The following is a 20,151-nucleotide window of genomic DNA, read 5'->3' as shown; positions in this document are numbered from 1 at the left end:
CCACTGATGGAGCAATCCCTGCCTTGCCTGCATCCCAACCCAGGATGGGGCGACGCCCAGATCAATCCCGTTTCCAGTTCCAGCCCTGCCAACACCAGTGCCACCGACATGGTGGGCAAGCACTGCATCCTCGAGCTTTACGAGTGCGATCACAGCAAGCTCGACGACGAAGCTTTTTTGAGAACCACCATCACAACAGCAGCGAAACGTGCTGGTGCAACGCTTCTCAACCTCATCACCCACCGTTTTGAGCCCCAAGGGGTCACCGGTCTGGCCTTGCTGGCGGAATCACACATCTCGATTCACACCTGGCCCGAAAACGGCTACGCCGCAGTTGATGTTTTCACTTGCGGAGACCACACCATGCCGGAATCAGCTTGTGAACACCTCAGAATCGAATTGGGCGCCCGCAAGCATGCGCTCCGTAGTTTTCTGCGGGAGACCCCTGCAGCCATTGCGGAGGCTGAACGCACACCTTGCCCAGAGCGCGGCTGAGCAAGTCTTGGCTCCTCAAATTCTGTTGAGCTTGCCGCTCACCAATCCTTCAAGATCCAGGCTGACGCTAGTGAAACCAAGTTGCATCAGCGCCTCAACCACCGCGGTGCGTCGAGCGGGATCCAACAGTTCTGGCAATCGCTCTTGGGGCACTTCAATCCGGGCCGACAGTCCCTGTGAGCGCACTCTCACCCGTGGGAAACCCTGTTGAATCAACCAGGCCTCGGCCTGGCCCACCTGCTGCAAACGGCTGTGGCTGATCGCCTCGCCATAGGGAAAACGCGAGGCAAGACAAGGCTGAGCTGGCTTGTCCCACCACGGAAAACCGAGTGCCTTTGAGAGACGACGCACTCCAGCCTTGTCGATCTTCAACTCCGCAAGAGGAGAGCGCACACCGGCATCCCGAGCAGCCTGAATACCAGGACGGTGGTCACTGAGATCATCCAGATTGACCCCATCCAGGACCTGAGCTCCCTGCGCTGCCTGCGCAATCGTCCCGAGCTGACTGTGCAACTCCCGTTTGCAGGCGTAACAGCGATCCGTGGGATTGCTGTTGTAGGCAGGATCCTCTAATTCACGAGTTTCCACCTCGCGATGCTGCATCTCTAACCAATCCGCCTGCTGACGGGCTTCAGCGAGCAGGTGAGGTGCCAAAGCGGGGGAAACACCCGTGATCGCCCAAGCGCGCTCATCCAGCTGCTCCTTGGCAATGGCGGCAACCAGGGTGCTGTCAACGCCACCGGAATAAGCCACGCAGACCTGGTCACAGTCGTGGATCCATGTCCGCAAATCCCCGAGCTGCTGAGCATCCTCAGATGACAGGCGTTCCAGCAGGCGAAAAGTCTGTAAAGCCACTGCTGAACGCGGGAATCTGGGTATGCTCCGATCGTACGAAGCGCCATCCAGGTCCTGACGATGGACGCAACCCGGTCATCCGGCAGTTCGAGCGGATCACGACATCGCAGCAAGCGAGACATTGGCATCGTCACCGCTGCCGACAGCCGAGAGCGCAGCCTCGGTCAGCTGCATGTCTACGACGGAGAAGGCAAGGGCAAAAGTCAAGCGGCACTTGGCGTAGTGTTGCGAACGATCGGTCTTGGCATCTGCGAGCAGCGGCGTACGCGCGTGCTGCTGCTGCGGTTCCTCAAAGGACCAGGGCGCGCATACGACGAAGACGCGGCCATCGAGGCGCTCCAGCAAGGCTTCCCGCACCTGATCGACCAGGTACGCACGGGACGGGCCGATTACTTCAATGCCGAAGAAGCCACAAAGTTCGACCAACAAGAAGCGCAACGCGGATGGGATATCGCCCGTGGAGCCATCGCCAGCGCGCTGTACTCGGTCGTGGTTCTCGACGAGCTCAACCCCTTGCTCGATCTGGGACTGCTGAATGTTGACGATGTGGTGAAGACCCTCTCTGCGCGCCCGGAAGGCATGGAGATCATCGTGACGGGGCGGGCTGCACCACAGCCCTTGATTCAGATCGCCGATCTTCACTCAGAGATGCGCGCCCATCGCAGGATTGAACCTGCTGACGACACCTTCCTTCCTTTCACCTCTCCTGGTGCAATCGAGATCTACACCGGAGAAGGCAAAGGCAAATCCACCAGCGCCCTCGGCAAAGCACTGCAAGCCATCGGTCGCGGCATCAGTCAGGACAAAAGCCACCGCGTGTTGATCCTGCAGTGGCTGAAAGGGGGGAGCGGCTACACCGAGGATGCTGCAATCGCTGCCCTTCGTGAGAGCTACCCGCATCTCGTCGACCATCTGCGCTCGGGGCGTGACGCAATCGTGTGGAGAGGCCAGCAAGAGCCGATTGACTACGTGGAGGCTGAACGGGCCTGGGAGATTGCCCGGGCGGCCATCGCCAGCGGCCTCTACAAGACCGTAATCCTCGATGAACTCAATCCCACCGTGGATCTGGAGTTGCTACCAGTGGAGCCGATCGTCCAATCCCTGGTTCGCAAGCCAGCTGAAACTGAAGTAATCATCACGGGCCGCTGCAAACATCCCCCGGCCTATTTCGATTTAGCCAGCGTCCATTCCGAAATGGTCTGCCACAAGCACTACGCCGAACAGGGGGTGGATCTGAAGCGTGGTGTGGACTACTGACGGCCGGCTGCGAAGGCCCTTAGTAAACCGGAACGCTGGCATCCACCTCCTGGGACCAGGCATTGATGCCTCCGGTCACATTGATGGCGTCAATCCCTTGTTGCGCCAGCAACTCCACCGCACGGGCTGAACGGCCACCCAATTTGCAGTGCACATAGATCGCTCTTGTGCCGGCAAGGCTGCGCACTGTCTCCACACCTTCACCGCTTTCAATCCTGGCGAGGGGCACCAAGTGCGCACCTTCGATCACCGCCACATCGGCTTCAGCGGGATTGCGAACATCGATCAAAACCCACTCGGAACTCTGGGCCATCAGGGCACTGAGCTCGCGCACGGAAATGCTGTTCACCGCTGTCGACTCCTTGCCGCGCTTGGTCCTAGCGGCATTGCAGAACGCTTGATAGTCAACCAGGCCGGTGATCGGTGACCGGGCCGGTCGGCGCTGGAGCCGAAGCTCCCGGAAGCGCATCGACAAGCCATCCACTAACAGAAGACGTCCATCCAAAGGGTCACCGATCTCGGCAAGAACCTTGATCACTTCAGTGGCCTGAATCAGGCCGATCAGCCCAGGCATCACGCCCATCACACCACCATCAGCGCAAGAGGGGACGAGATCCGGTGGAGGTGGTTCGGGCACCAGATCGCGATAGTCAGGTGACGCGGGTCCAAGGTTGAACACGCTCACCTGCCCTTCGAAGCGTTGCACCGAGCCATAGACCCATGGTTTGTTCAGCAGAGCGCAGGCATCGCTAATCAAGTAACGCGTAGGGAAGTTGTCGGAACCATCGACCACCAAGTCATGGTCCGTGATCAGATCCAGGGCATTCATGGCGGTGATCCGGCAGCGATGCTCGACCACCCGGCAATGAGGGTTGAGATCAAGCAACCGCTGACTGGCCGATTGTGCTTTCGACTGACCAACCGTTCCCTCACCATGAATCACCTGACGTTGCAGATTGGACACCTCCACACAGTCGTCATCGACGATGGCGATCCTGCCGATGCCCGCTGCCGCGAGATACAGAAGCAGTGGAGAGCCAAGTCCACCGGCGCCGACACAGAGCACCGATGCAGCTTTCAATCGTTTCTGACCCTCAACACCCAATTCCGGCAAGGTGAGGTGCCTGGCATACCGCCCCCGCTCATCTGAGCTGAGATCGACTTGGACTTGAGGTTCCGTCATCACCAAGGCAAGAGGAATTGGGCTGAGCGGGGATGGTCTGGCAGGTCACCAGCGGCAGTGCGTGCACAGCATCCGGTGAAGGTCCCTGGAGCCACCATGCCGCGAGACCGCCCCTGCCGGCATCGATCAGCATCACACCAGCGGCAGCAGCCCATCGACGATCGACGGCACTGGGCACCGGCTCACCGCCTGGATGGGAATGCGCACTGCCCAGCACCTGCCAACCACGGGCTCTTGCCCAGCGTTGTGCTGCGATTTGCTCACGTGGATCGAGCGCAAATCGCGAGCATCGTGATGGCACCGCTTGGGAATCGGCAGCACCGTTGCAGTCCAGTTCCGAAAAGCCAAAAAGCCCAGGGATCCACACGTTGCAACAAGGCCACACCTGACGAACCGACCACTCTGAAGACGACTCGCCGATCAGGAGGGCGCAACCTTCCTCGGGTGCTACGGCCTCAAGAGAAGACCTGAGAATCATCAGACACTCCACATCGATGCAGAGCTGCCATGGCATTCGACTGAGCTTGCCGATATTGTCTCGGAGTATTAAATCCATGCCAAGGCGTCATGAGCGACGAAACCACCACTCAGGCGACCGAGACCACCGGTAGCACTGACACCGTCGATTTTGCTGAACGCTACAAGGACATTCTCGGCAAGGTGAATGAAACCCTTGACAAGGTCGACTGGAGTCAAGCTGGACGCATTGGCAAAGTTGTCGGGATTTTTGCCGCGGTGATCGTTGCTCAGATCCTGATCAAAGGCATTCTTGACACCATCAATTTGCTTCCGGTTGTGCCCGGCCTACTCGAGCTGCTCGGCGTGGTGGTCGTCGGTCAGTGGAGCTGGAAAAACCTCACCACAAGCGACAAGCGCAGTGCTCTGGTCACCCGGATCCAATCCCTGCGTCAAGAGTATCTGGGCTGAATCCCTGCGCTGATGAGAACGCATCGCGTTCGCTCAGAGCCAATCACGCCGCAACTCCTTGAGTGTTGCGGCTTTGTTGTTGGTACCCGCCACCAAACAGATTGGCGTGATTCAGCACGTGGTAGAGGTTCAACACCTCAATCCGCTGCTCAGCCCCGTCATCCAGAGGCCATTCCTGCTGATATCCCTCCCAAAACCGACGAGTGAATCCACCAAACAGTTGTGTCATGGCCAGATCGACCTCACGGTCGGCCCACCAACTTGCTGGATCAATCAAGAGTCCACGGCCGTCTTCAAGGACTGCTGCATTGCCGGCCCAGAGGTCTCCATGCACTAGGCACGGTTGTGGCGCATGCCGGTTCAACCAATCCATCACAGGTGAGAGCAACGACTCCCAATCCGTTTCAACGAGACCCCAATCACGCGCCAATTCCAACTGAGGGCGCAGACGCAATTGTGTGAAGGCCTCTCCCCAGGACTCACACCAGCCACCCGGTTGAGGCCCAAGGCCAATGAAACCGTCCTGAGCCCAGCCGAAGCGACGGGGATTCGATTGGGCTGATCTGCGATGCAGTCGAGCCAAGCCACGACCAAGCTGAAACTGATCACCGCGCCCTGAAGGCCACCAGGCCATCACGAGGGCGGAGCGTGAACCCAAGCGCAGACAAGCAAGCACTTGAGGAACTTCAATCAACTTGGGATCGGCCCATTGCCGCAACGCCGCCAATCCCGACTGCTCAGCAATCAGCTGGTCTGGCCGCGCCAGCTTGACGAACAGTGCCTCGCCATCACTGAGCATCACGCGCCAACTGGTGCCGACACTTCCACCACCCACAGGACTGAGATCCATGATCTGCCGACCGGCCAGCAGATCGCCTGCCGCCATGAGGGCCTGCTCCAGCTCGTCCCGCATCCACGCTGATCGGTCGCTGCTGCCAGCATGACGCGATCAAAAACAATGACGGAGGCTGCCGCGGATGGACGCCAGCCAGGATGTGATCGTGATCGGCGGGGGGATTGCCGGCCTCACGGCCGCAGCCCTTCTTGCCCATGAGGGGATCGGAGTCACCTTGCTGGAGTCCCACCATCAGCTGGGTGGATGTGCGGGCACCTTCCGACGGGGGCCCTACACCTTCGATGTCGGCGCCACGCAGGTGGCCGGACTGGAACCGGGTGGCAGCCACGCTCGATTGTTCCACCACCTGAACATCACCCCCCCAGTAGCCAAGCGACTCGACCCAGGTTGCGTGGTGGACCTGAACGACGGCTCAGCGGCCATCCATCTCTGGCACGACCCTCAGCGCTGGCATCAGGAGCGTGAAGCGCAGTTCCCCGGCACTGAACGGTTCTGGCAGCTTTGCAGCTGGATTCATCAGCAGAACTGGCAGTTCGCCGCCGCTGATCCTGTGCTTCCCGTACGCAGCGGCTGGGATCTCAATCGAACGCTCGCAGCGCTGCGGCTGGGGAATCTGATCAGCGCCCCTCTCGGCCTGCTAACGGTGGGCGACCTCTTGCGATTAACAGGTTGCGGCGAGAACCAACGGCTGCGCCGCTTTCTCGACCTGCAGCTGCGCCTTTATTCCCAGCAGCCCTGTGACCGCACGGCAGCGCTCTACGGCGCCACGGTGCTGCAGATGTGTCAGGCCCCACTGGGACTCTGGCACCTGCAGGGTTCCATGCAGAGTCTCAGCGAAAGCCTCCAAAGCGCCATCGAACGCGACGGTGGCAAGGTGCTGCTGCGCCATCGAGTCACGGGATTACGACGCCATCCAGAGGGTCCCGGATGGAGTGTCCATGTGGACCTGCCGGATGGATCCAAGCCAAGCCTCCACGCCAGCGATGTGATCTGCAGCCTGCCTCCCCAGAGCCTGCCGGCTCTCTTACCTGACCCCGGCCTGATGCCGGAAACCTACCGACGCCACCTGGAGACTCTCGACGCACCCAGTGGCGCCATTGTTTTTTACGGAGCACTGGAGCGTCGACACCTGCCTTCAAACTGTCCAGGCCATCTGCAGCGCGATCAAGCCTCACCTGGTTCTCTGTTTCTTTCCGTGAGCCATGACGGTGACGGCCGAGCCCCAGCAGGTCGAGCCACCGTGATCGCCAGCGTGTTTACCTCCCCGCAGGGATGGCACACCATGGACGAGGAGGCCTATCAGAGCCGTAAACAGAATCTGCTCGCCACCATTCGAAAGGGGGTTAACGCAGCGCTTGATCTGCCCGATCAAGCCTGGCTGCATCAAGAACTGGCCACACCCCGCGGCTTCGCCCGATGGACCGGTCGACCGCAGGGCATCGTGGGTGGCCTTGGGCAAAGTCCTGACCGTTTCGGCCCCTTTGGCCTGGCCAGCCGAACACCGGTGGCCAATCTCTGGCTGTGCGGAGATTCCATTCACCCTGGCGAGGGGACCGCGGGCGTGAGCCTGTCCGCACTGATGGCCTGCCGGCAGATGATGGCAGCGCGCGGACGGGAACTCAGCCTGACGCACTAGAGGACGGCGACGGACCGTTCAGGAACTGCGGTCGCAATGCTCGCGTGTTCTGGAGTTCCTGCTCCAACTGGGCCCAGTGACCGTTGAGGATCGCTTCCTCCAACTGTTCCAGACTCCAGCGATAAGCCGCGAGTGCCTTGAGCAAAGCGTCAGTGTTGCGTGAAGCCATGGCCGTTCCCAGAGCGGGATTACCGCCACCCACCCGGGTGGTGTCCGCAAAGCCGCTGGACGCCAACTGCTTGGCGAGCTCCCGCACGCGCGGGTCTCGTTCCTCGCCGACAGCACGCAACAAAGCAGCACTCACCATCACGGGCAGATGCGAAATCAGAGCAACGGCCTGGTCATGGATGAGCGGATCAGCCTGAATCCAATGCGCGCCAAGGGCCTCAGCCAGCCGCTGAATGTGCTGCGCAGCATCCATATCCGTGCCGGCCTCGGGGGTTCCAACCCAAGGACGTCCACGAAACAGCCCGGCGCAACCGGATTCCACACCGGACTCCGCGGTTCCAGCCATCGGATGCGACGCCACAAACCGGGGATGCCGATTTCTCCAGACATCAAGCACCGGGCCTTTCACAGACCCCACATCGGTCACGGCGGCGGCGTCCGGCAGCGCCTTCACCAGCAACTGCGGAGGGTCCAAGAGAGCCTCCATGGGAAGCGCCAGTACCACCACATCACAACCTTGTAGGCAGGCGGGATCGCAACTGACGGCATCAACTAGACCCCTTGCCATTGCCCTCTCGGCGGTGCTGGCGCGATGAACGAGTCCCTGCACAGGCACACCAAGAGCGCGCAAATCAAGGGCGATCGAACCGCCGATCAAACCAAGACCGACCACACCCACACGGCTGATGTTCAGTGATCGAACCCGCCCGTCGTTCATGCCCACCCTGCACAAGCCATCCATGTTGCTTGGCCGTCAACCGTGAAGGAACAGCTCAGCGTGAACCAACCAGCAGGTAAACGCTTCTTAGGGTGGCGCGCATGCTGGAAGTTCAGGCCCATCAGCAGCTGAAGCACCTCCTCAGGGGGAGCGAAGGGCACTGGGAACACGAGCTGACGCTCAGCCGCCTGGTGGGACGCAGCCTGCGCCGCGGGGATCGAACCCGGATCCAACTATCAGCTGGCAGCAACGATCGTTGGTGGCTGGCCTTGATGGTGCCCCTGGCCCTGCAAAGCCGTCACACGGTGTTGGTGCTGGACACCCTGCAACAACAGCGATTGCTTCAGGTTGAACGCCCTCGACTGATGGAGAGCGGCATCCGAATGAGTTGCTGGACCGACGATGCTCCGCCGCCAGGAGATCAGCTCTGGCTGGTGACCCCGCAGCAGCTGGTCAACCTGCATGGCGCCGGCAGGCTGAGGCCCGAAGACCATCTGGTCATCCCGGCGGCAGAAACCCTGGCGTCGCGACTTCGCCTGGCCATGGCCATGCAGATCGACTCCATGCACTGGGAACAATTGCGCACAGCCTTTCCCGCAGCAAGGGAAGGCTTATTGGAACTGCACGAACGTCTCACCCGCCAGGTGGTCTCCTGCGGAACAGGTGCAGACCGTGATGTCGTCATGCCTGAGAGCGCTCTGACGCTGGTGCGGGATCTCCTGCAGTTGTTGGGTTCCACGCCCGCACCCTGGTGCGACCTGATGGCACTTGACCAGTCGTCCTGCGCCAGCTGGGCCAGCTGGAATGCAAAAACTCTGCAGTGGAGCTGGCATCTTCAACCCCTGGAACCGCTGCAATCTCTCGAGCGGATGTTCAACACTCATCCCTGGACATTGCTGCATGGAGACGGAGGCTGTCGCCGCCATGGCGACTCCACTGAAACGTCTGACGATGCACTGCACATCGATCTTCGCGACGCCCCGCGAGCTGAACCGATCCCGCTCTATTTGCCGAGACGTCAGCCACTCCCCAACACAGAGATTTATTCCAGCCACCTGCTGGAACAAAGTCGACGTTTAATCCTCGGTCGCACAGGTGTCACTGTTGTGCTGCTCGACCCGCCAGGGATGCGCCAGCGCCTTTGCAGTGAACTTGCGGCGGAGTTCGGCAGTCGAGTCACTCTGGAAAGCACCGCACCCGAAGTGAATGGGGTGATCTGCTGCCGCTGGAGTTGGTGGCTCGACCATCAGCAACAACTTCCGGCCCCGGATCAACTGATCGCTGCGATGCTTCCGATTGCCAGCCTGGAAGAACCACTAACAGCTGCTCGCGTGGAGTCGCTCAAGCGTCAAGGCAAGGACTGGTTCAGGACCCTGCTGCTCCCGGAAGCCTTGACGAAACTCACACCCGCCATTGCCCCGCTCCGGCAAAGCGGTGGCCGGCTGGCCATGCTCGATGGACGTGTTCGTGGACGCAGCTGGGGAGAACAGGTTTTGCGTGCCATGGAACCCTGGGAGCCGTTGCAGAGATTGCGACCGGAGTAAGCATCACTTCTAGGCTGCTCTTGAGATGGATCTCATGTGATGGGTGAAGCCCGCCGTCGTGCAAGCCAAGGACTCCCCCCGCGGCAACGCAAACCAGACCCAAAAGAGGCCGAACGTTTTATCGCCTGGCTACCCCTCACCCGCGCCCAGGGCGCTCAGTTCGTCGACATCACCACACGAGGCGCCTGGATCGGCATTGGTGCACTGGTGGTGCTTTGGATCGTGGTGCGCTTTATCGGTCCTGCTGCAGGCTGGTGGACTTTGGCTGACATGCCCTGAAGCGGCCAAACACCACTGAACGCTGAAAATCAAAAGAAAACCTTTAGAGTTTGTTTGTTCTGGGGGCCGCTGTCCGTGTTTCTCCGACTATCCGAGCAGTACCGCTCGGTCGTTCAAGACTTGGTGATGAGCCTGCAGGCTTTGGCTTCCAGCCTGAAGAAAGAAGGAATCACAGCAACGTGTTACGTCTGCGACGACGGTGAGGGCCGCAATGGGAGCGGCGCCTCGTTCATGGCTGAGCTCGGCGACCAACACATGGTGCGATTCCTGGTGTCCGATTTCGGCATCAGCTGGGTTGAATCACGCAATGGACGAGAGCTGGTGAAATTCGAAGGCGCAGAAGCCATTCAGGAACTTCAACGCATTGCCAGCAATCTCCAGGGAAGCCGCCGAACCACCAGCTCCCCTCAGTCCCTTCAAGGGTGATTAGGCGGCACCCTTGACTGACGGAGCAGTGTCTAACTTGGCTGCAGGCTTGGATGCTGCAGAGCGCGCAGCCGCTGCCAGTGGTCGCATGGAGTTGGAGGTAACTTCCGAGCCTTCCGTCAACTTCTGACGCACCACCACTTCAATGGCCTCCTTGGCCTCAGGGTTTTGCTCCAGCCAGCCGATCGTGTTGTCACGACCCTGACCAATGTTGTCGCCTTCATAGCTGTACCAGGCGCCTTTACGGGTGACGACACCGGTTTCTTCAGCGAGGTCGAGCAGACAGCCAAGCGTGCTGATCCCCCGGCCGAAGAGAATGTCGAATTCTGCGATGCGGAAGGGCGGGGCCACCTTGTTTTTGGCCACCTTCACCTTGGCCCGGATGCCGTATTCCTCTGTTCCACGCTTGAGCGTCTGAATGCGGCGGATATCAAGACGTACCGAGGCGTAGAACTTGAGCGCGTTGCCACCGGTGGTGGTCTCTGGGTTGCCGTAGGTCACACCGATCTTCAGGCGCAACTGGTTGAGGAAGATCACGGTGCAACCGGATTTACCGATGTTGCCGGTGATCTTCCGCATCGCCTGGCTCATCAGGCGGGCCTGACTGCCCACCGCCAGATCACCCATTTCTCCTTCAATCTCGGCCCGGGGCGTGAGAGCCGCAACGGAGTCGACCACCACGATGTCGACGGCAGCAGAACGCACGAGCTGATCAACGATCTCCAGAGCCATCTCGCCGGTGTCAGGCTGCGAGACCAGCAGATTTTCAATATCAACGCCGAGCGACGCTGCATAAACCGGATCGAGCGCATGCTCGGCGTCGACGAAGGCCGCAACACCACCCCTGCGCTGCACCTCAGCGATGGCATGAAGAGTGAGCGTCGTTTTACCGGAGCTCTCGGGGCCATACACCTCGACCACACGGCCTTTGGGATACCCACCACCCAAAGCAAGATCAAGCGTGAGGGCACCGGTGGAGATGGTTTCAACCCGCATCCTGGAGGCATCTCCAAGGCGCATGATTGAGCCCTTGCCGAAGTTGCGTTCGATCTGACCGAGCACAAGGTTGAGCGCTTTATCGCGCTCACCCGGGCGGACATCTCCGCCGGAGGATTGGGAGGTTTTCACGTCGGCAGGCATGGCTTAGACAGTTAAAGAGCAGAAGGACGTCGCAAGCAGCTGATCGGGACGGCGGTGGAACCGACGTCGCGGTGAGATCAGACACCGGACAAACCATCCAGTGCCCTGACTCAGGCCATCCGTCTCACGTAGTACAGATGTACGTTATCGAATCAGTGCCATTCCGCCAAGGGGGACGCGAAGCAATCTCGGCTCAGCAGGCGAATGCCGTTGGGAAGCAGTTGAGAATCGGTGGGCTGCAGATAACCCCAGCTGACAAGCCAGCACGGAAGCGCCTCCAGACCCTCGGTGGCACGGACGGTCTCCAGGGTGGGACGACGATCTTCCACAAAGCCGCGCAGATGCCACTCCTCAGCCAGGCGCAACAGCACCTGAGGCTTCGGGCCCGACTCATGACCATCGAGACGGGCAGGCACGAGCCCCATTCCGGCCAGTAGCTCCGCGGTGAACGCCTTTCCCTTCGTGGTGAGCACGGACCAAGCAATGCCCTCTTCAGCCAGGGCCTTCAAACGCTCGGGAACATTGGGATACGGCCGATGCAGAGCAAGCCAGCCGTCGCGATCAGCCCGAACCGCATTGGCGCGCACAACTTCCAGGGTTGTTTGCAGCAATGAAGGCTCCCAGCCGAATCGAGCAAGTGCGGCTTTGCACTGTCGGTTGTAATCACCCACGAACGCCATCACACCGCGTTGCTGCAGGGGCCCATCCGCTTCCGAGATCAGTGCAGCCATCAGCACCATCTCCCAGCCCTGATGGATCCAGGGCCTGAGCTGGCGGAACGACTCAGGAATGCTCTCTTGGAGGGATGCTTGGGGCTGCAGCGTCAACAACGCCCGCCTGGCACTCCACCAGTATTCCTGCATGCCATCCACAATCACCCCGTCAAAATCAAAGACCAGGAGTTCGGCAGAGAGCACCGTGAGAAAGAAAAAACTGGGCCGCTAGGATTCGAACCTAGGAATGGCGGGACCAAAACCCGCTGCCTTACCACTTGGCGACGGCCCATTGATTCCAGATTTGCGGCTCCCTGCGGAGCGCAAAACCGGGGTTCAAATAGTTACCCACAGCAGAGTGACCTTCGTCAATCCGCAGTAGCCAACAACGGAAGAGTCAGGGGGGAAAAACCCTGAGCCTGCGCTGATCCGAGGGACCATAAACATCACTGCTCAAGCTGTAGCGAGACACCAGGTCTGCCTGCATCTGCAAGACGGCTTCGCTGCGTGGGAGCAACTCCACAGGTCGTCCCTCCGGCATCACAATCTGCTCAACCGCCAGACGGCATTCCTCAAGCGCCGCCAAGGCATCACCATGATCCGATGAGGCGGCTGCGGATGCAGGATCTTGATCGGAGGTGGCGCTGAGCCGACGACTGAGCAAACGCTCCAGAGCCCGTTCCACCTGGGCGAGCGAATCCGACTTAATCACCAAGATCGGCACACCGGCCTCTCGAGCCTGACGCCGCAGGGCGGGCTGACGACCGAGCCCCTGTCGGACGCTGAGGAGCACGTCTGCATCGGCCAGATCGTCCACCGCCAGCACGGGCCATCGATGGCAGCGCACAGCTTCCTCGAGGCGCTGTCGACTGAGCCCACAGCAGAGCACCTGCAGGTCAGCGGCCATCTTGGTTGGGGGCTCAGTCGCAACAGCGTCGCGGGCCGTTGGCTGAGCGGCACCTTCAACTGCAGGCGATTCACCTGCGCGACCGGTGCTGTTGCGACCTTGCCTGGGGTCGGGCATTGGAACCACAGCGAGGGCTGGACGGCGCTGCGGCGGCCGGAGCTCGGACGGATCAGACACCACCAAGCGCACTTGGCCGTTCTCAAGGAGTTCACGCTGCTGAGGCCTGGGATTCTGGCCACGCAACAGCAAATCCACCGTGCGTCCCACGTCCTCATGCACAGCCCAGCGGTCACGACTGTGCATCTCCACCGCCAGAGGGAAGGTCGGCTCTGCGGCTCGCTCAAGCACAGTCTTCTGAGTCCGACGGCGCCGGGCCTCCTCATCACCAAGCGTCACGGACTCAATTCCCCCGATCAAATCGCAAAGCGTTGGGTTCTTGATCAAATTGGCGAGCGCATTGCCATGGGCTGTGGCCACCAACATCACGCCGCGCTCAGCGATGGTGCGGGCTGCTTGGGCTTCCAGTTCCGTGCCGATTTCATCAATGACGATGACCTCAGGCATGTGGTTTTCCACCGCTTCGATCATCACCTGATGTTGAAGCTCGGGTCTGGCTACCTGCATCCGGCGTGCGCGGCCGATGGCGGGATGCGGAATATCACCATCGCCGGCGATCTCATTGCTGGTGTCGATCACCACCACGCGTTTCTGCAGGTCATCCGCAAGCACCCTGGCGATTTCGCGTAATGCCGTGGTCTTGCCTACCCCCGGGCGACCCATCAGCAAAAGCGAACGTCCGGTGTCCAACAGATCCCGGACCATGGCAACCGTGCCGAACACAGCACGACCAACCCTGCAGGTGAGGCCGATCACCTCACCACGGCGATTGCGCATCGCACTGATGCGATGCAGGGTTCTCTCAATGCCAGCACGGTTATCGGCACCGAACTGACCGACACGATTCACCACCTCCTCCAGATCCTGACGCTCAAGACAACGGCTGCCCAGCTCAATCGAGCGTCCGGGATAACGCGCCTCAGGAACCCGGCCCAGATCCAGCACCACCTCGAGGAGCTGATCGCGCCGCTCCTCAGGTTCAAGCGCGTCCTGCACCATGGCTGGCAACAGCTCCAGCAGGCGCTTCAGGTCATCGGTAATTCGCTCGGTGCTCATGGTCGAAGGCCCATGGCAAATCGGATCACCTCCGCCTTCTAGCAGGACTCAGGCTGCTGCTGAGGTGTCAAGCCACGGGCCAGCCAGGGATCCACCAGGCTGCGGGCCAGCTTGAGAGCCTTGGACCATCCCTCAGGCCAGTCACGGAGACTGCATCGACGCACCTCTGCCTCCTGCAGAAGAGGCTGCACCAGTGCACGTGCCCGGCCACCAAAAGCAATGCCGGCAGGACCATGGCTGCGCGGAATGCCAAGACCATCCAACAACGCGAGTGTGGCTGCATTGGTTCCTCCCGCAAGCTGAAGAGGCCCTGGCGGCGCGCTGGTGCGCACCTGTTGCCAAAGCCGCAGAGCAGCCCTCGCAGTACCGAGGCCGACATCACCGCTCATCGGGCGCCCATCCAGTTGCCAGAGGGGTTTCAAAGCCAACCGTCGCAGAACCTGATGGCGCCCCCAAAGCTCTCGAATCAAGTCGTCGGGTTTCAAGCCATGCCCCTCGAGTCCACAACTCACAGCGAGCCGTCGCAACGGAATCGAAGCAGCGACGACTTGATCCACCGTGCGTTGAAAGTCATCCAAACGCCCAGGAGCGGTGTGGATCTCCAAGGCATCCGGACGCAACTGCTCCAACACGGACCCAAGGTCCTGAAGACCGACGCGATGATCCGAGGTGCCGATTAGCCCGAGCGGGCAGGCGGGGAGACAGCGCCCGCAGCCATAGCAACGATTCCGAACCACTCCCGTGTTCGCATCAATGGCGTCCGCAGGACACACCGCCTCGCAGGGCCTCGGGCAATCCAAAGGACAGAGAGAAGGGTCAAACGCAGCTTTACGGAAATGGGCATCAGCACCATCACTGACGCTGACCATCAACCATGGACGGTGGCCGGTGCGCTCCAAAGCCCATTGGAGACCGAGGCGCGCCGCTCGCACCACGGCAACATCTGCCGCCACATCTACACAGTGGACACCAGCAACGGCATAGAGGGCACAGAGATCGGCAATGGAAGCCAGGTCTTGATTGCTGGCGCCGCAAATCAACTTGACCCATCGCCCCTGCGCCAGAGCGTCATCACCAGAAAGGCAGGTACCGCTGGTTGTCAATGAAAAGGAGGGTCAGACCCCGAGAAGCTGACTCAGAGGTTGCCAACGAAGACTTCTGGCCCCACCCATCTCCACCACAATCTTTAAACGAGGCTCACGGCGACAGAGATCGCACAGCGACAGCAGCTCCGAACGCGACAGCACCTGACCCTCCAACAACCAGAGAACTACAGGCTTGTCCCCGAGCAACACTTCGCCGAGCTGAGGGATCACCTCTTGAACTTCCCCGACGGCGGCACCTCGGCCAACGCTCTGATGACCAAGATGGGGCGGTCGGATGCCGTGCTTCTGGAGGAGGAAGACCTCAGGATCACCAAGGCCTCGAGCGGAGGTGATCTGCGTGCGATAACCGGCGGCACGAAGGCGTCGCAGCAGTCGTGTCTCCGCACCGCCTTCAAGGGGGGCATGAACCGCCATCACTCCAGCCGACTCCAGTTCACGGCGGAAGCCCCGACCTGAAAGCAACAACGGCATGGATTTAATTCAGATGGTGGGGAGTCTGGCAGTAGAAGCGAGGGCTAGGGAATCAGGAACCCCGTGGTGTAGTGTTTTTGTTTGCTCTGTCGATCTGTGCCCGTCCGCTAGCCGGGCCTCCAGTACGACGAGCAGGTCCGGCGATTGCGCCGGATCCACAGGCCAGAGCAGCTCAACGAACTTGTTCGATGCGCTGCCGGGAAACTACCGATCCTCCTGATCGGGCAAGTCCCAGCCAGCTGATTCGCTCGCTAGCCCCAATCCGAAACGCCAGAACGGCTTCGTTCTGCGATTTCGGTCATGACTGCGTCCAATCGATCAGCGCCCTTCAGGCCGTCATTTCTGCAGCGTTCAGCCGCAGCAATGAAGGTTGTCCACGCTGGCGTCATTACCTCCCATGTCCATCGGCATCCTTGGGAAGAAGCTGGGTATGTCCCAGTTCTTCGATGAGCAAGGCAAAGCCGTCCCGGTCACCTTGATCGAGGCGGGCCCTTGCCGGATCACCCAACTCAAGACAACAGAAACTGACGGCTATGAGGCCGTCCAGATCGGCTTTGGCGAAACGCGCGACAAGCTGGTCAACAAGCCCGCTAAGGGTCACCTCGCCAAGTCAGGTGATGGGGTGCTCCGTCATTTGCGTGAGTACCGCGTCGACGACCTGAGTGGTCTCGAGCTGGGTGGCGCCATCACCGTTGGTGATTTCGAAGCCGGCCAGAAGGTTGACGTCAGTGGCGACACCATGGGCCGAGGCTTCGCTGGTTATCAGAAGCGCCACGGTTTCAGCCGTGGCCCGATGACGCACGGTTCAAAGAACCACCGCGAACCTGGTTCGACCGGTGCAGGCACCACGCCTGGACGGATCTATCCCGGCAAGCGGATGGCAGGCCGCTACGGCGGAAAGAAGACCACCACACGCGCTCTGACCATCCTCAAAGTGGACAGTGATCGCAATCTGCTCGTGGTCAAAGGCTCTGTGCCCGGCAAGCCCGGCTCACTGCTGAACATCCGTCCCGCCAATCGCGTGGGTGCCAAGCCCGCCAAAGGAGGTAAGTGATGGCCAATTGTGTTGTTCGTGATTGGCAGGGAAAGGAAGCGGGCAAAGCTTCCCTGGACCTGAAGGTGGCCAAAGAATCCACCGCCCTCGACCTGATGCATCGCGCTGTTCTGCGTCAGCAGGCTCACAGCCGTCAGGGCACTGCCAGCACCCTCACCCGCTCGGAAGTGCGCGGTGGCGGTCGCAAGCCCTACAAGCAGAAGGGCACCGGCCGCGCTCGTCAGGGTTCGATCCGCACCCCCTTGCGTCCCGGTGGCGGCATCGTGTTCGGTCCGAAACCCCGCAGCTACAACCTTGCGATGAATCGCAAGGAGCGTCGTCTGGCCCTGCGCACAGCGCTGATGGCTCGCCTGGATGACGTCACCGTGGTGAAGGATTTCGGCACGTCCCTCGAAGCCCCCAAGACTCGCGAAGTCCTCGACGCATTGGGTCGCCTGGGCATTGCGGCTGACGCCAAGGTGCTGATCGTTCTCACATCACCGTCTGAAGCGGTTCGCCGCTCTGTGCGCAACCTTGAGAAGGTGAAACTGATCGCTGCTGATCAGCTCAACGTCTTCGATCTGCTCCACGCCAACGCACTGGTGCTTGGCGAAGAGGCACTTGCAACCATCCAGGAGGTTTACGGAGATGACTGAGCGCTTCACCGCACGCCTCGCGGATGTGATCCGCAGGCCTCTGATCACAGAAAAAGCCACCCGTGCACTGGAACAGAACCAGTACACATTCGAGGTGGACCCTCGGGCCGCCAAGCCTGACATCAAAGCGGCTGTCGAACAGCTGTTCGACGTCAAGGTCATCGGCGTTAGCACCATGAATCCTCCCCGCCGCAGTCGCCGGGTCGGCCGTTTCGCCGGCAAGCGTGCTCAGGTGAAGAAGGCCGTGGTGCGCCTAGCCGAGGGCAACTCCATCCAACTCTTCCCTGAGTCCTGAGGGGTCTGAAACGTCATGGCAATCCGTACCTTCCGCCCCTACACCCCCGGAACCCGCACCCGGGTGGTCACCGACTTCAGTGAAGTCACCGGCCGCAAGCCGGAACGTTCCCTCGTGGTGGCCAAGCACCGCCGCAAAGGGCGTAACAACCGCGGCGTGATCACCTGCCGCCATCGTGGTGGCGGTCACAAGCGGCAATACCGCATCGTCGATTTCCGGCGCAACAAGCACGGCGTCCCCGCCAAGGTGGCAGCCATTCACTACGACCCGCATCGCAATGCGCGTCTGGCCCTGCTCTTCTACGCCGATGGCGAGAAGCGCTACATCCTTGCTCCTGCAGGAGTGGCCGTTGGTCAAACCGTAGTGTCCGGTCCTGAAGCACCGATCGAAGTTGGCAATGCAATGCCGCTCTCGTCCGTGCCTCTCGGTTCCAGCGTTCATTGCGTCGAGCTGTATGCCGGACGCGGTGGACAAATGGTGCGAACGGCAGGCGCCAGCGCTCAGGTGATGGCAAAAGAGGGTGATTACGTCGCTCTCAAGCTGCCCTCAACCGAGGTACGCCTCGTTCGTCGTGAGTGCTACGCCACGCTCGGCGAGGTCGGCAACTCAGAGATCCGCAACACCAGCCTGGGCAAAGCGGGTCGACGTCGTTGGCTCGGCCGCCGTCCTCAGGTGCGAGGCAGCGTGATGAACCCCTGCGATCACCCCCATGGTGGTGGTGAGGGTCGGGCACCCATCGGCCGATCTGGCCCGGTGACCCCCTGGGGCAAACCTGCCTTGGGTCTGAAGACCCGCAAGCGCAACAAGCCGAGCAACAAGTTCGTCCTCCGGAAGCGTCGCAAGACGTCCAAGCGGAGCAGAGGCGGACGCGACTCCTGATGTTCATCACTGTTCTGCCGTTCGCCTAATCCGCCATGGGACGTTCACTTAAAAAAGGCCCTTTCATCGCTGACAGCCTGCTTCGCAAGGTTGAAAAGCAAAATGCAGCCGACGACAAGTCGGTGATCAAAACGTGGTCCAGGGCCTCCACGATCCTGCCGATGATGATCGGCCACACCATCGCCGTTCACAACGGACGCACCCACGTGCCCGTGTTCGTGACCGAGCAGATGGTGGGTCACAAACTGGGCGAATTCGCGCCCACCCGCACCTTCAAGGGCCACATCAAAGACAAAAAAGGAGGCCGCTGAGACCATGACAACGTCATCCCCAACGGCAACCACTGCCCAGGCCCACGGCCGCTACATCCGCGGTTCCGTGTCCAAGGTGCGGCGGGTGCTCGATCAGATCCGCGGTTGCAGCTATCGCGACGCGCTGATCATGCTCGAGTTCATGCCCTATCGCTCCACTGGTCCCATCACCAAGGTTCTGCGCTCTGCAGTGGCCAATGCCGAGCACAACCTCGGTCTTGATCCCTCCACCCTGGTGATCTCTGAAGCGAGCGCCGACATGGGCCCTGCCATGAAGCGCTATCGGCCCCGTGCCCAAGGCCGGGCTTACCAGATCAAAAAGCAGACCTGCCACATCAGCATTGCTGTGGCAGCCAAGACCGACTCCTGACCCCCGAGCACACCGACTGATGGGACACAAAATCCATCCAACCGGCTTACGCCTGGGGATTACCCAGGAGCACCGGTCCCGCTGGTACGCACCCAGCAAGAGCTATCCGAGCCTCCTCCAAGAGGATGACCGGATCCGCAAGTTCATCCACAAGAAGTACGGCTCCGCCGGCATCAGCGACGTGCTGATTGCTCGGAAAGCCGATCAACTTGAAGTGGAGCTCAAGACTGCACGTCCCGGCGTCCTCGTGGGCCGCCAGGGCAGTGGCATCGAAGAGCTGCGCTCTGGCATTCAGAAGACCGTCGGCGACCGCAACCGTCAGGTGCGGATCAATGTGGTCGAGGTGGAGCGTGTGGACGCTGATGCCTTCCTGCTTGCTGAGTACATCGCTCAGCAGCTTGAGAAGCGCGTCGCCTTCCGTCGCACCATCCGCATGGCCGTTCAGCGCGCTCAGCGCGCCGGCGTTCTCGGCCTGAAGATCCAGGTCTCAGGACGTCTGAACGGTGCAGAGATCGCACGAACCGAATGGACGCGAGAAGGTCGTGTGCCTCTGCACACCCTTCGCGCCGACATCGATTACGCCACCAAGGTGGCCAGCACGACCTACGGCGTGCTGGGCATCAAGGTTTGGGTGTTCAAAGGCGAAGTGCTGGGTGATGACGCCCAGCAGCAGCTGCCTGTGGGGGCAACCCCGCGTCGACGGGCCGGTCGCAGGCCCCAACAGTTCGAAGACCGCTCCAACGAGGGGTGAAC

General features: G+C 60.8%; 24 protein-coding genes and 1 tRNA gene. 14 read left to right on the top strand and 11 right to left on the bottom strand.

Going from position 1 to position 20,151, the window contains the following annotated elements:
• The first annotated feature begins 6 nt into the window (after window positions 1–6).
• Window positions 7–495, top strand: coding sequence for an adenosylmethionine decarboxylase (gene speD, locus SynA1560_RS02340; RefSeq protein WP_186470100.1), 489 nt, complete (start codon window positions 7–9; stop codon window positions 493–495).
• 15 nt (window positions 496–510) lie between these two features.
• Here the strand turns inward: speD and larE are convergent, their stop codons facing one another.
• Window positions 511–1,350: an ATP-dependent sacrificial sulfur transferase LarE gene (gene larE, locus SynA1560_RS02335; protein ID WP_186501077.1), complete on the bottom strand. Its 840-nt coding sequence runs from the start codon at window positions 1,348–1,350 to the stop codon at window positions 511–513.
• 60 nt (window positions 1,351–1,410) lie between these two features.
• Here larE and SynA1560_RS02330 point away from each other — a divergent pair, with 60 nt between their 5' ends.
• Window positions 1,411–2,607 (top strand): cob(I)yrinic acid a,c-diamide adenosyltransferase, encoded by a 1,197-nt coding sequence (locus SynA1560_RS02330; RefSeq protein WP_186501076.1) that lies wholly within the window; start codon window positions 1,411–1,413, stop codon window positions 2,605–2,607.
• Between the two features lie 19 nt (window positions 2,608–2,626).
• Here the strand turns inward: SynA1560_RS02330 and moeB are convergent, their stop codons facing one another.
• Window positions 2,627–3,790: a molybdopterin-synthase adenylyltransferase MoeB gene (gene moeB, locus SynA1560_RS02325; RefSeq protein WP_186501075.1), complete on the bottom strand. Its 1,164-nt coding sequence runs from the start codon at window positions 3,788–3,790 to the stop codon at window positions 2,627–2,629.
• A complete protein-coding gene (locus SynA1560_RS02320) occupies window positions 3,750–4,346 on the bottom strand; it encodes a M67 family metallopeptidase (protein WP_255477026.1) in 597 nt (198 codons plus the stop codon). Before SynA1560_RS02320 ends, moeB begins: the two co-directional genes overlap by 41 nt.
• An 11-nt stretch (window positions 4,347–4,357) precedes the next feature.
• Between SynA1560_RS02320 and SynA1560_RS02315 the strand changes: the two genes are divergently transcribed.
• Window positions 4,358–4,717, top strand: coding sequence for a CAAD domain-containing protein (locus SynA1560_RS02315; RefSeq protein WP_186470096.1), 360 nt, complete (start codon window positions 4,358–4,360; stop codon window positions 4,715–4,717).
• Window positions 4,718–4,760: 43 nt separating this feature from the next.
• Here the strand turns inward: SynA1560_RS02315 and SynA1560_RS02310 are convergent, their stop codons facing one another.
• Complete coding sequence (locus SynA1560_RS02310) at window positions 4,761–5,630, bottom strand: fructosamine kinase family protein (protein ID WP_186501074.1); 870 nt, start codon at window positions 5,628–5,630, stop codon at window positions 4,761–4,763.
• 64 nt (window positions 5,631–5,694) lie between these two features.
• Here SynA1560_RS02310 and crtD point away from each other — a divergent pair, with 64 nt between their 5' ends.
• On the top strand, window positions 5,695–7,209 hold the full coding sequence (gene crtD / locus SynA1560_RS02305; RefSeq protein ID WP_186470094.1) for a C-3',4' desaturase CrtD: 1,515 nt from the start codon (window positions 5,695–5,697) through the stop codon (window positions 7,207–7,209).
• Here the strand turns inward: crtD and SynA1560_RS02300 are convergent.
• Complete coding sequence (locus SynA1560_RS02300) at window positions 7,193–8,095, bottom strand: prephenate/arogenate dehydrogenase (RefSeq protein ID WP_186501073.1); 903 nt, start codon at window positions 8,093–8,095, stop codon at window positions 7,193–7,195. The two genes, crtD and SynA1560_RS02300, sit on opposite strands and share 17 nt — an antisense overlap.
• Before the next feature lie 101 nt (window positions 8,096–8,196).
• Between SynA1560_RS02300 and SynA1560_RS02295 the strand changes: the two genes are divergently transcribed.
• The 3 genes from SynA1560_RS02295 (at window position 8,197) to SynA1560_RS02285 (ending at window position 10,344) form a co-directional block, all read left to right on the top strand.
• Window positions 8,197–9,639 carry a helicase gene (locus tag SynA1560_RS02295; RefSeq protein WP_186470092.1) on the top strand — a complete coding sequence of 481 codons (1,443 nt, stop codon included), beginning with the start codon at window positions 8,197–8,199 and terminating at the stop codon, window positions 9,637–9,639.
• Between the two features lie 39 nt (window positions 9,640–9,678).
• Window positions 9,679–9,918: a DUF2839 domain-containing protein gene (locus SynA1560_RS02290; protein WP_186470091.1), complete on the top strand. Its 240-nt coding sequence runs from the start codon at window positions 9,679–9,681 to the stop codon at window positions 9,916–9,918.
• Between the two features lie 75 nt (window positions 9,919–9,993).
• Window positions 9,994–10,344 (top strand): DUF1815 family protein, encoded by a 351-nt coding sequence (locus SynA1560_RS02285; RefSeq protein WP_186501550.1) that lies wholly within the window; start codon window positions 9,994–9,996, stop codon window positions 10,342–10,344.
• Here SynA1560_RS02285 and recA read toward each other — a convergent pair whose 3' ends face one another.
• The 6 genes from recA to SynA1560_RS02255 form a co-directional block, all read right to left on the bottom strand.
• Window positions 10,345–11,484, bottom strand: a complete 1,140-nt coding sequence (recA, locus tag SynA1560_RS02280; RefSeq protein WP_186470090.1) for a recombinase RecA — start codon at window positions 11,482–11,484, stop codon at window positions 10,345–10,347. It lies immediately after the preceding gene.
• 152 nt (window positions 11,485–11,636) lie between these two features.
• Entirely contained in the window at window positions 11,637–12,401 is a 765-nt protein-coding gene (locus tag SynA1560_RS02275) for an HAD family hydrolase (protein ID WP_255477025.1), read from the bottom strand.
• A 16-nt stretch (window positions 12,402–12,417) separates the two neighbouring features.
• Window positions 12,418–12,489 (bottom strand) — tRNA-Gln (locus SynA1560_RS02270).
• Between the two features lie 105 nt (window positions 12,490–12,594).
• Window positions 12,595–14,277 (bottom strand): AAA family ATPase, encoded by a 1,683-nt coding sequence (locus SynA1560_RS02265; RefSeq protein WP_186470088.1) that lies wholly within the window; start codon window positions 14,275–14,277, stop codon window positions 12,595–12,597.
• Window positions 14,278–14,315: 38 nt separating this feature from the next.
• Window positions 14,316–15,380, bottom strand: coding sequence for an LdpA C-terminal domain-containing domain (locus tag SynA1560_RS02260; protein ID WP_255477024.1), 1,065 nt, complete (start codon window positions 15,378–15,380; stop codon window positions 14,316–14,318).
• 12 nt (window positions 15,381–15,392) lie between these two features.
• Window positions 15,393–15,854 carry an NAD(P)H-quinone oxidoreductase subunit N gene (locus SynA1560_RS02255; protein ID WP_186470087.1) on the bottom strand — a complete coding sequence of 154 codons (462 nt, stop codon included), beginning with the start codon at window positions 15,852–15,854 and terminating at the stop codon, window positions 15,393–15,395.
• Between the two features lie 397 nt (window positions 15,855–16,251).
• Between SynA1560_RS02255 and rplC the strand changes: the two genes are divergently transcribed.
• From rplC to rpsC, 7 genes are read left to right on the top strand one after another with little or no spacing between them, the layout of a single operon-like run.
• A complete protein-coding gene (gene rplC, locus SynA1560_RS02250; protein WP_186470086.1) occupies window positions 16,252–16,908 on the top strand; it encodes a 50S ribosomal protein L3 in 657 nt (218 codons plus the stop codon).
• Window positions 16,908–17,543, top strand: coding sequence for a 50S ribosomal protein L4 (gene rplD / locus SynA1560_RS02245; RefSeq protein WP_186470085.1), 636 nt, complete (start codon window positions 16,908–16,910; stop codon window positions 17,541–17,543). The genes rplC and rplD overlap by 1 nt, the downstream gene beginning before the upstream one ends.
• Entirely contained in the window at window positions 17,536–17,838 is a 303-nt protein-coding gene (locus tag SynA1560_RS02240) for a 50S ribosomal protein L23 (RefSeq protein ID WP_186470084.1), read from the top strand. Before rplD ends, SynA1560_RS02240 begins: the two co-directional genes overlap by 8 nt.
• A 15-nt stretch (window positions 17,839–17,853) precedes the next feature.
• Entirely contained in the window at window positions 17,854–18,717 is an 864-nt protein-coding gene (rplB, locus tag SynA1560_RS02235; protein ID WP_186470083.1) for a 50S ribosomal protein L2, read from the top strand.
• Between the two features lie 35 nt (window positions 18,718–18,752).
• Window positions 18,753–19,028, top strand: coding sequence for a 30S ribosomal protein S19 (gene rpsS, locus SynA1560_RS02230; protein WP_006854824.1), 276 nt, complete (start codon window positions 18,753–18,755; stop codon window positions 19,026–19,028).
• A 4-nt stretch (window positions 19,029–19,032) separates the two neighbouring features.
• Entirely contained in the window at window positions 19,033–19,398 is a 366-nt protein-coding gene (rplV, locus tag SynA1560_RS02225) for a 50S ribosomal protein L22 (RefSeq protein WP_186470082.1), read from the top strand.
• A 19-nt stretch (window positions 19,399–19,417) separates the two neighbouring features.
• A complete protein-coding gene (rpsC, locus tag SynA1560_RS02220; protein ID WP_186470081.1) occupies window positions 19,418–20,149 on the top strand; it encodes a 30S ribosomal protein S3 in 732 nt (243 codons plus the stop codon).
• The last annotated feature ends 2 nt before the right edge of the window (window positions 20,150–20,151 follow it).

Origin of the sequence: Synechococcus sp. A15-60, assembly GCF_014280095.1 — a bacterium.
GTDB lineage: Bacteria > Cyanobacteriota > Cyanobacteriia > PCC-6307 > Cyanobiaceae > Synechococcus_C.
Note: the sequence above shows the minus strand (reverse complement) of the source record. Positions and strands in the feature narration are given on the sequence as shown.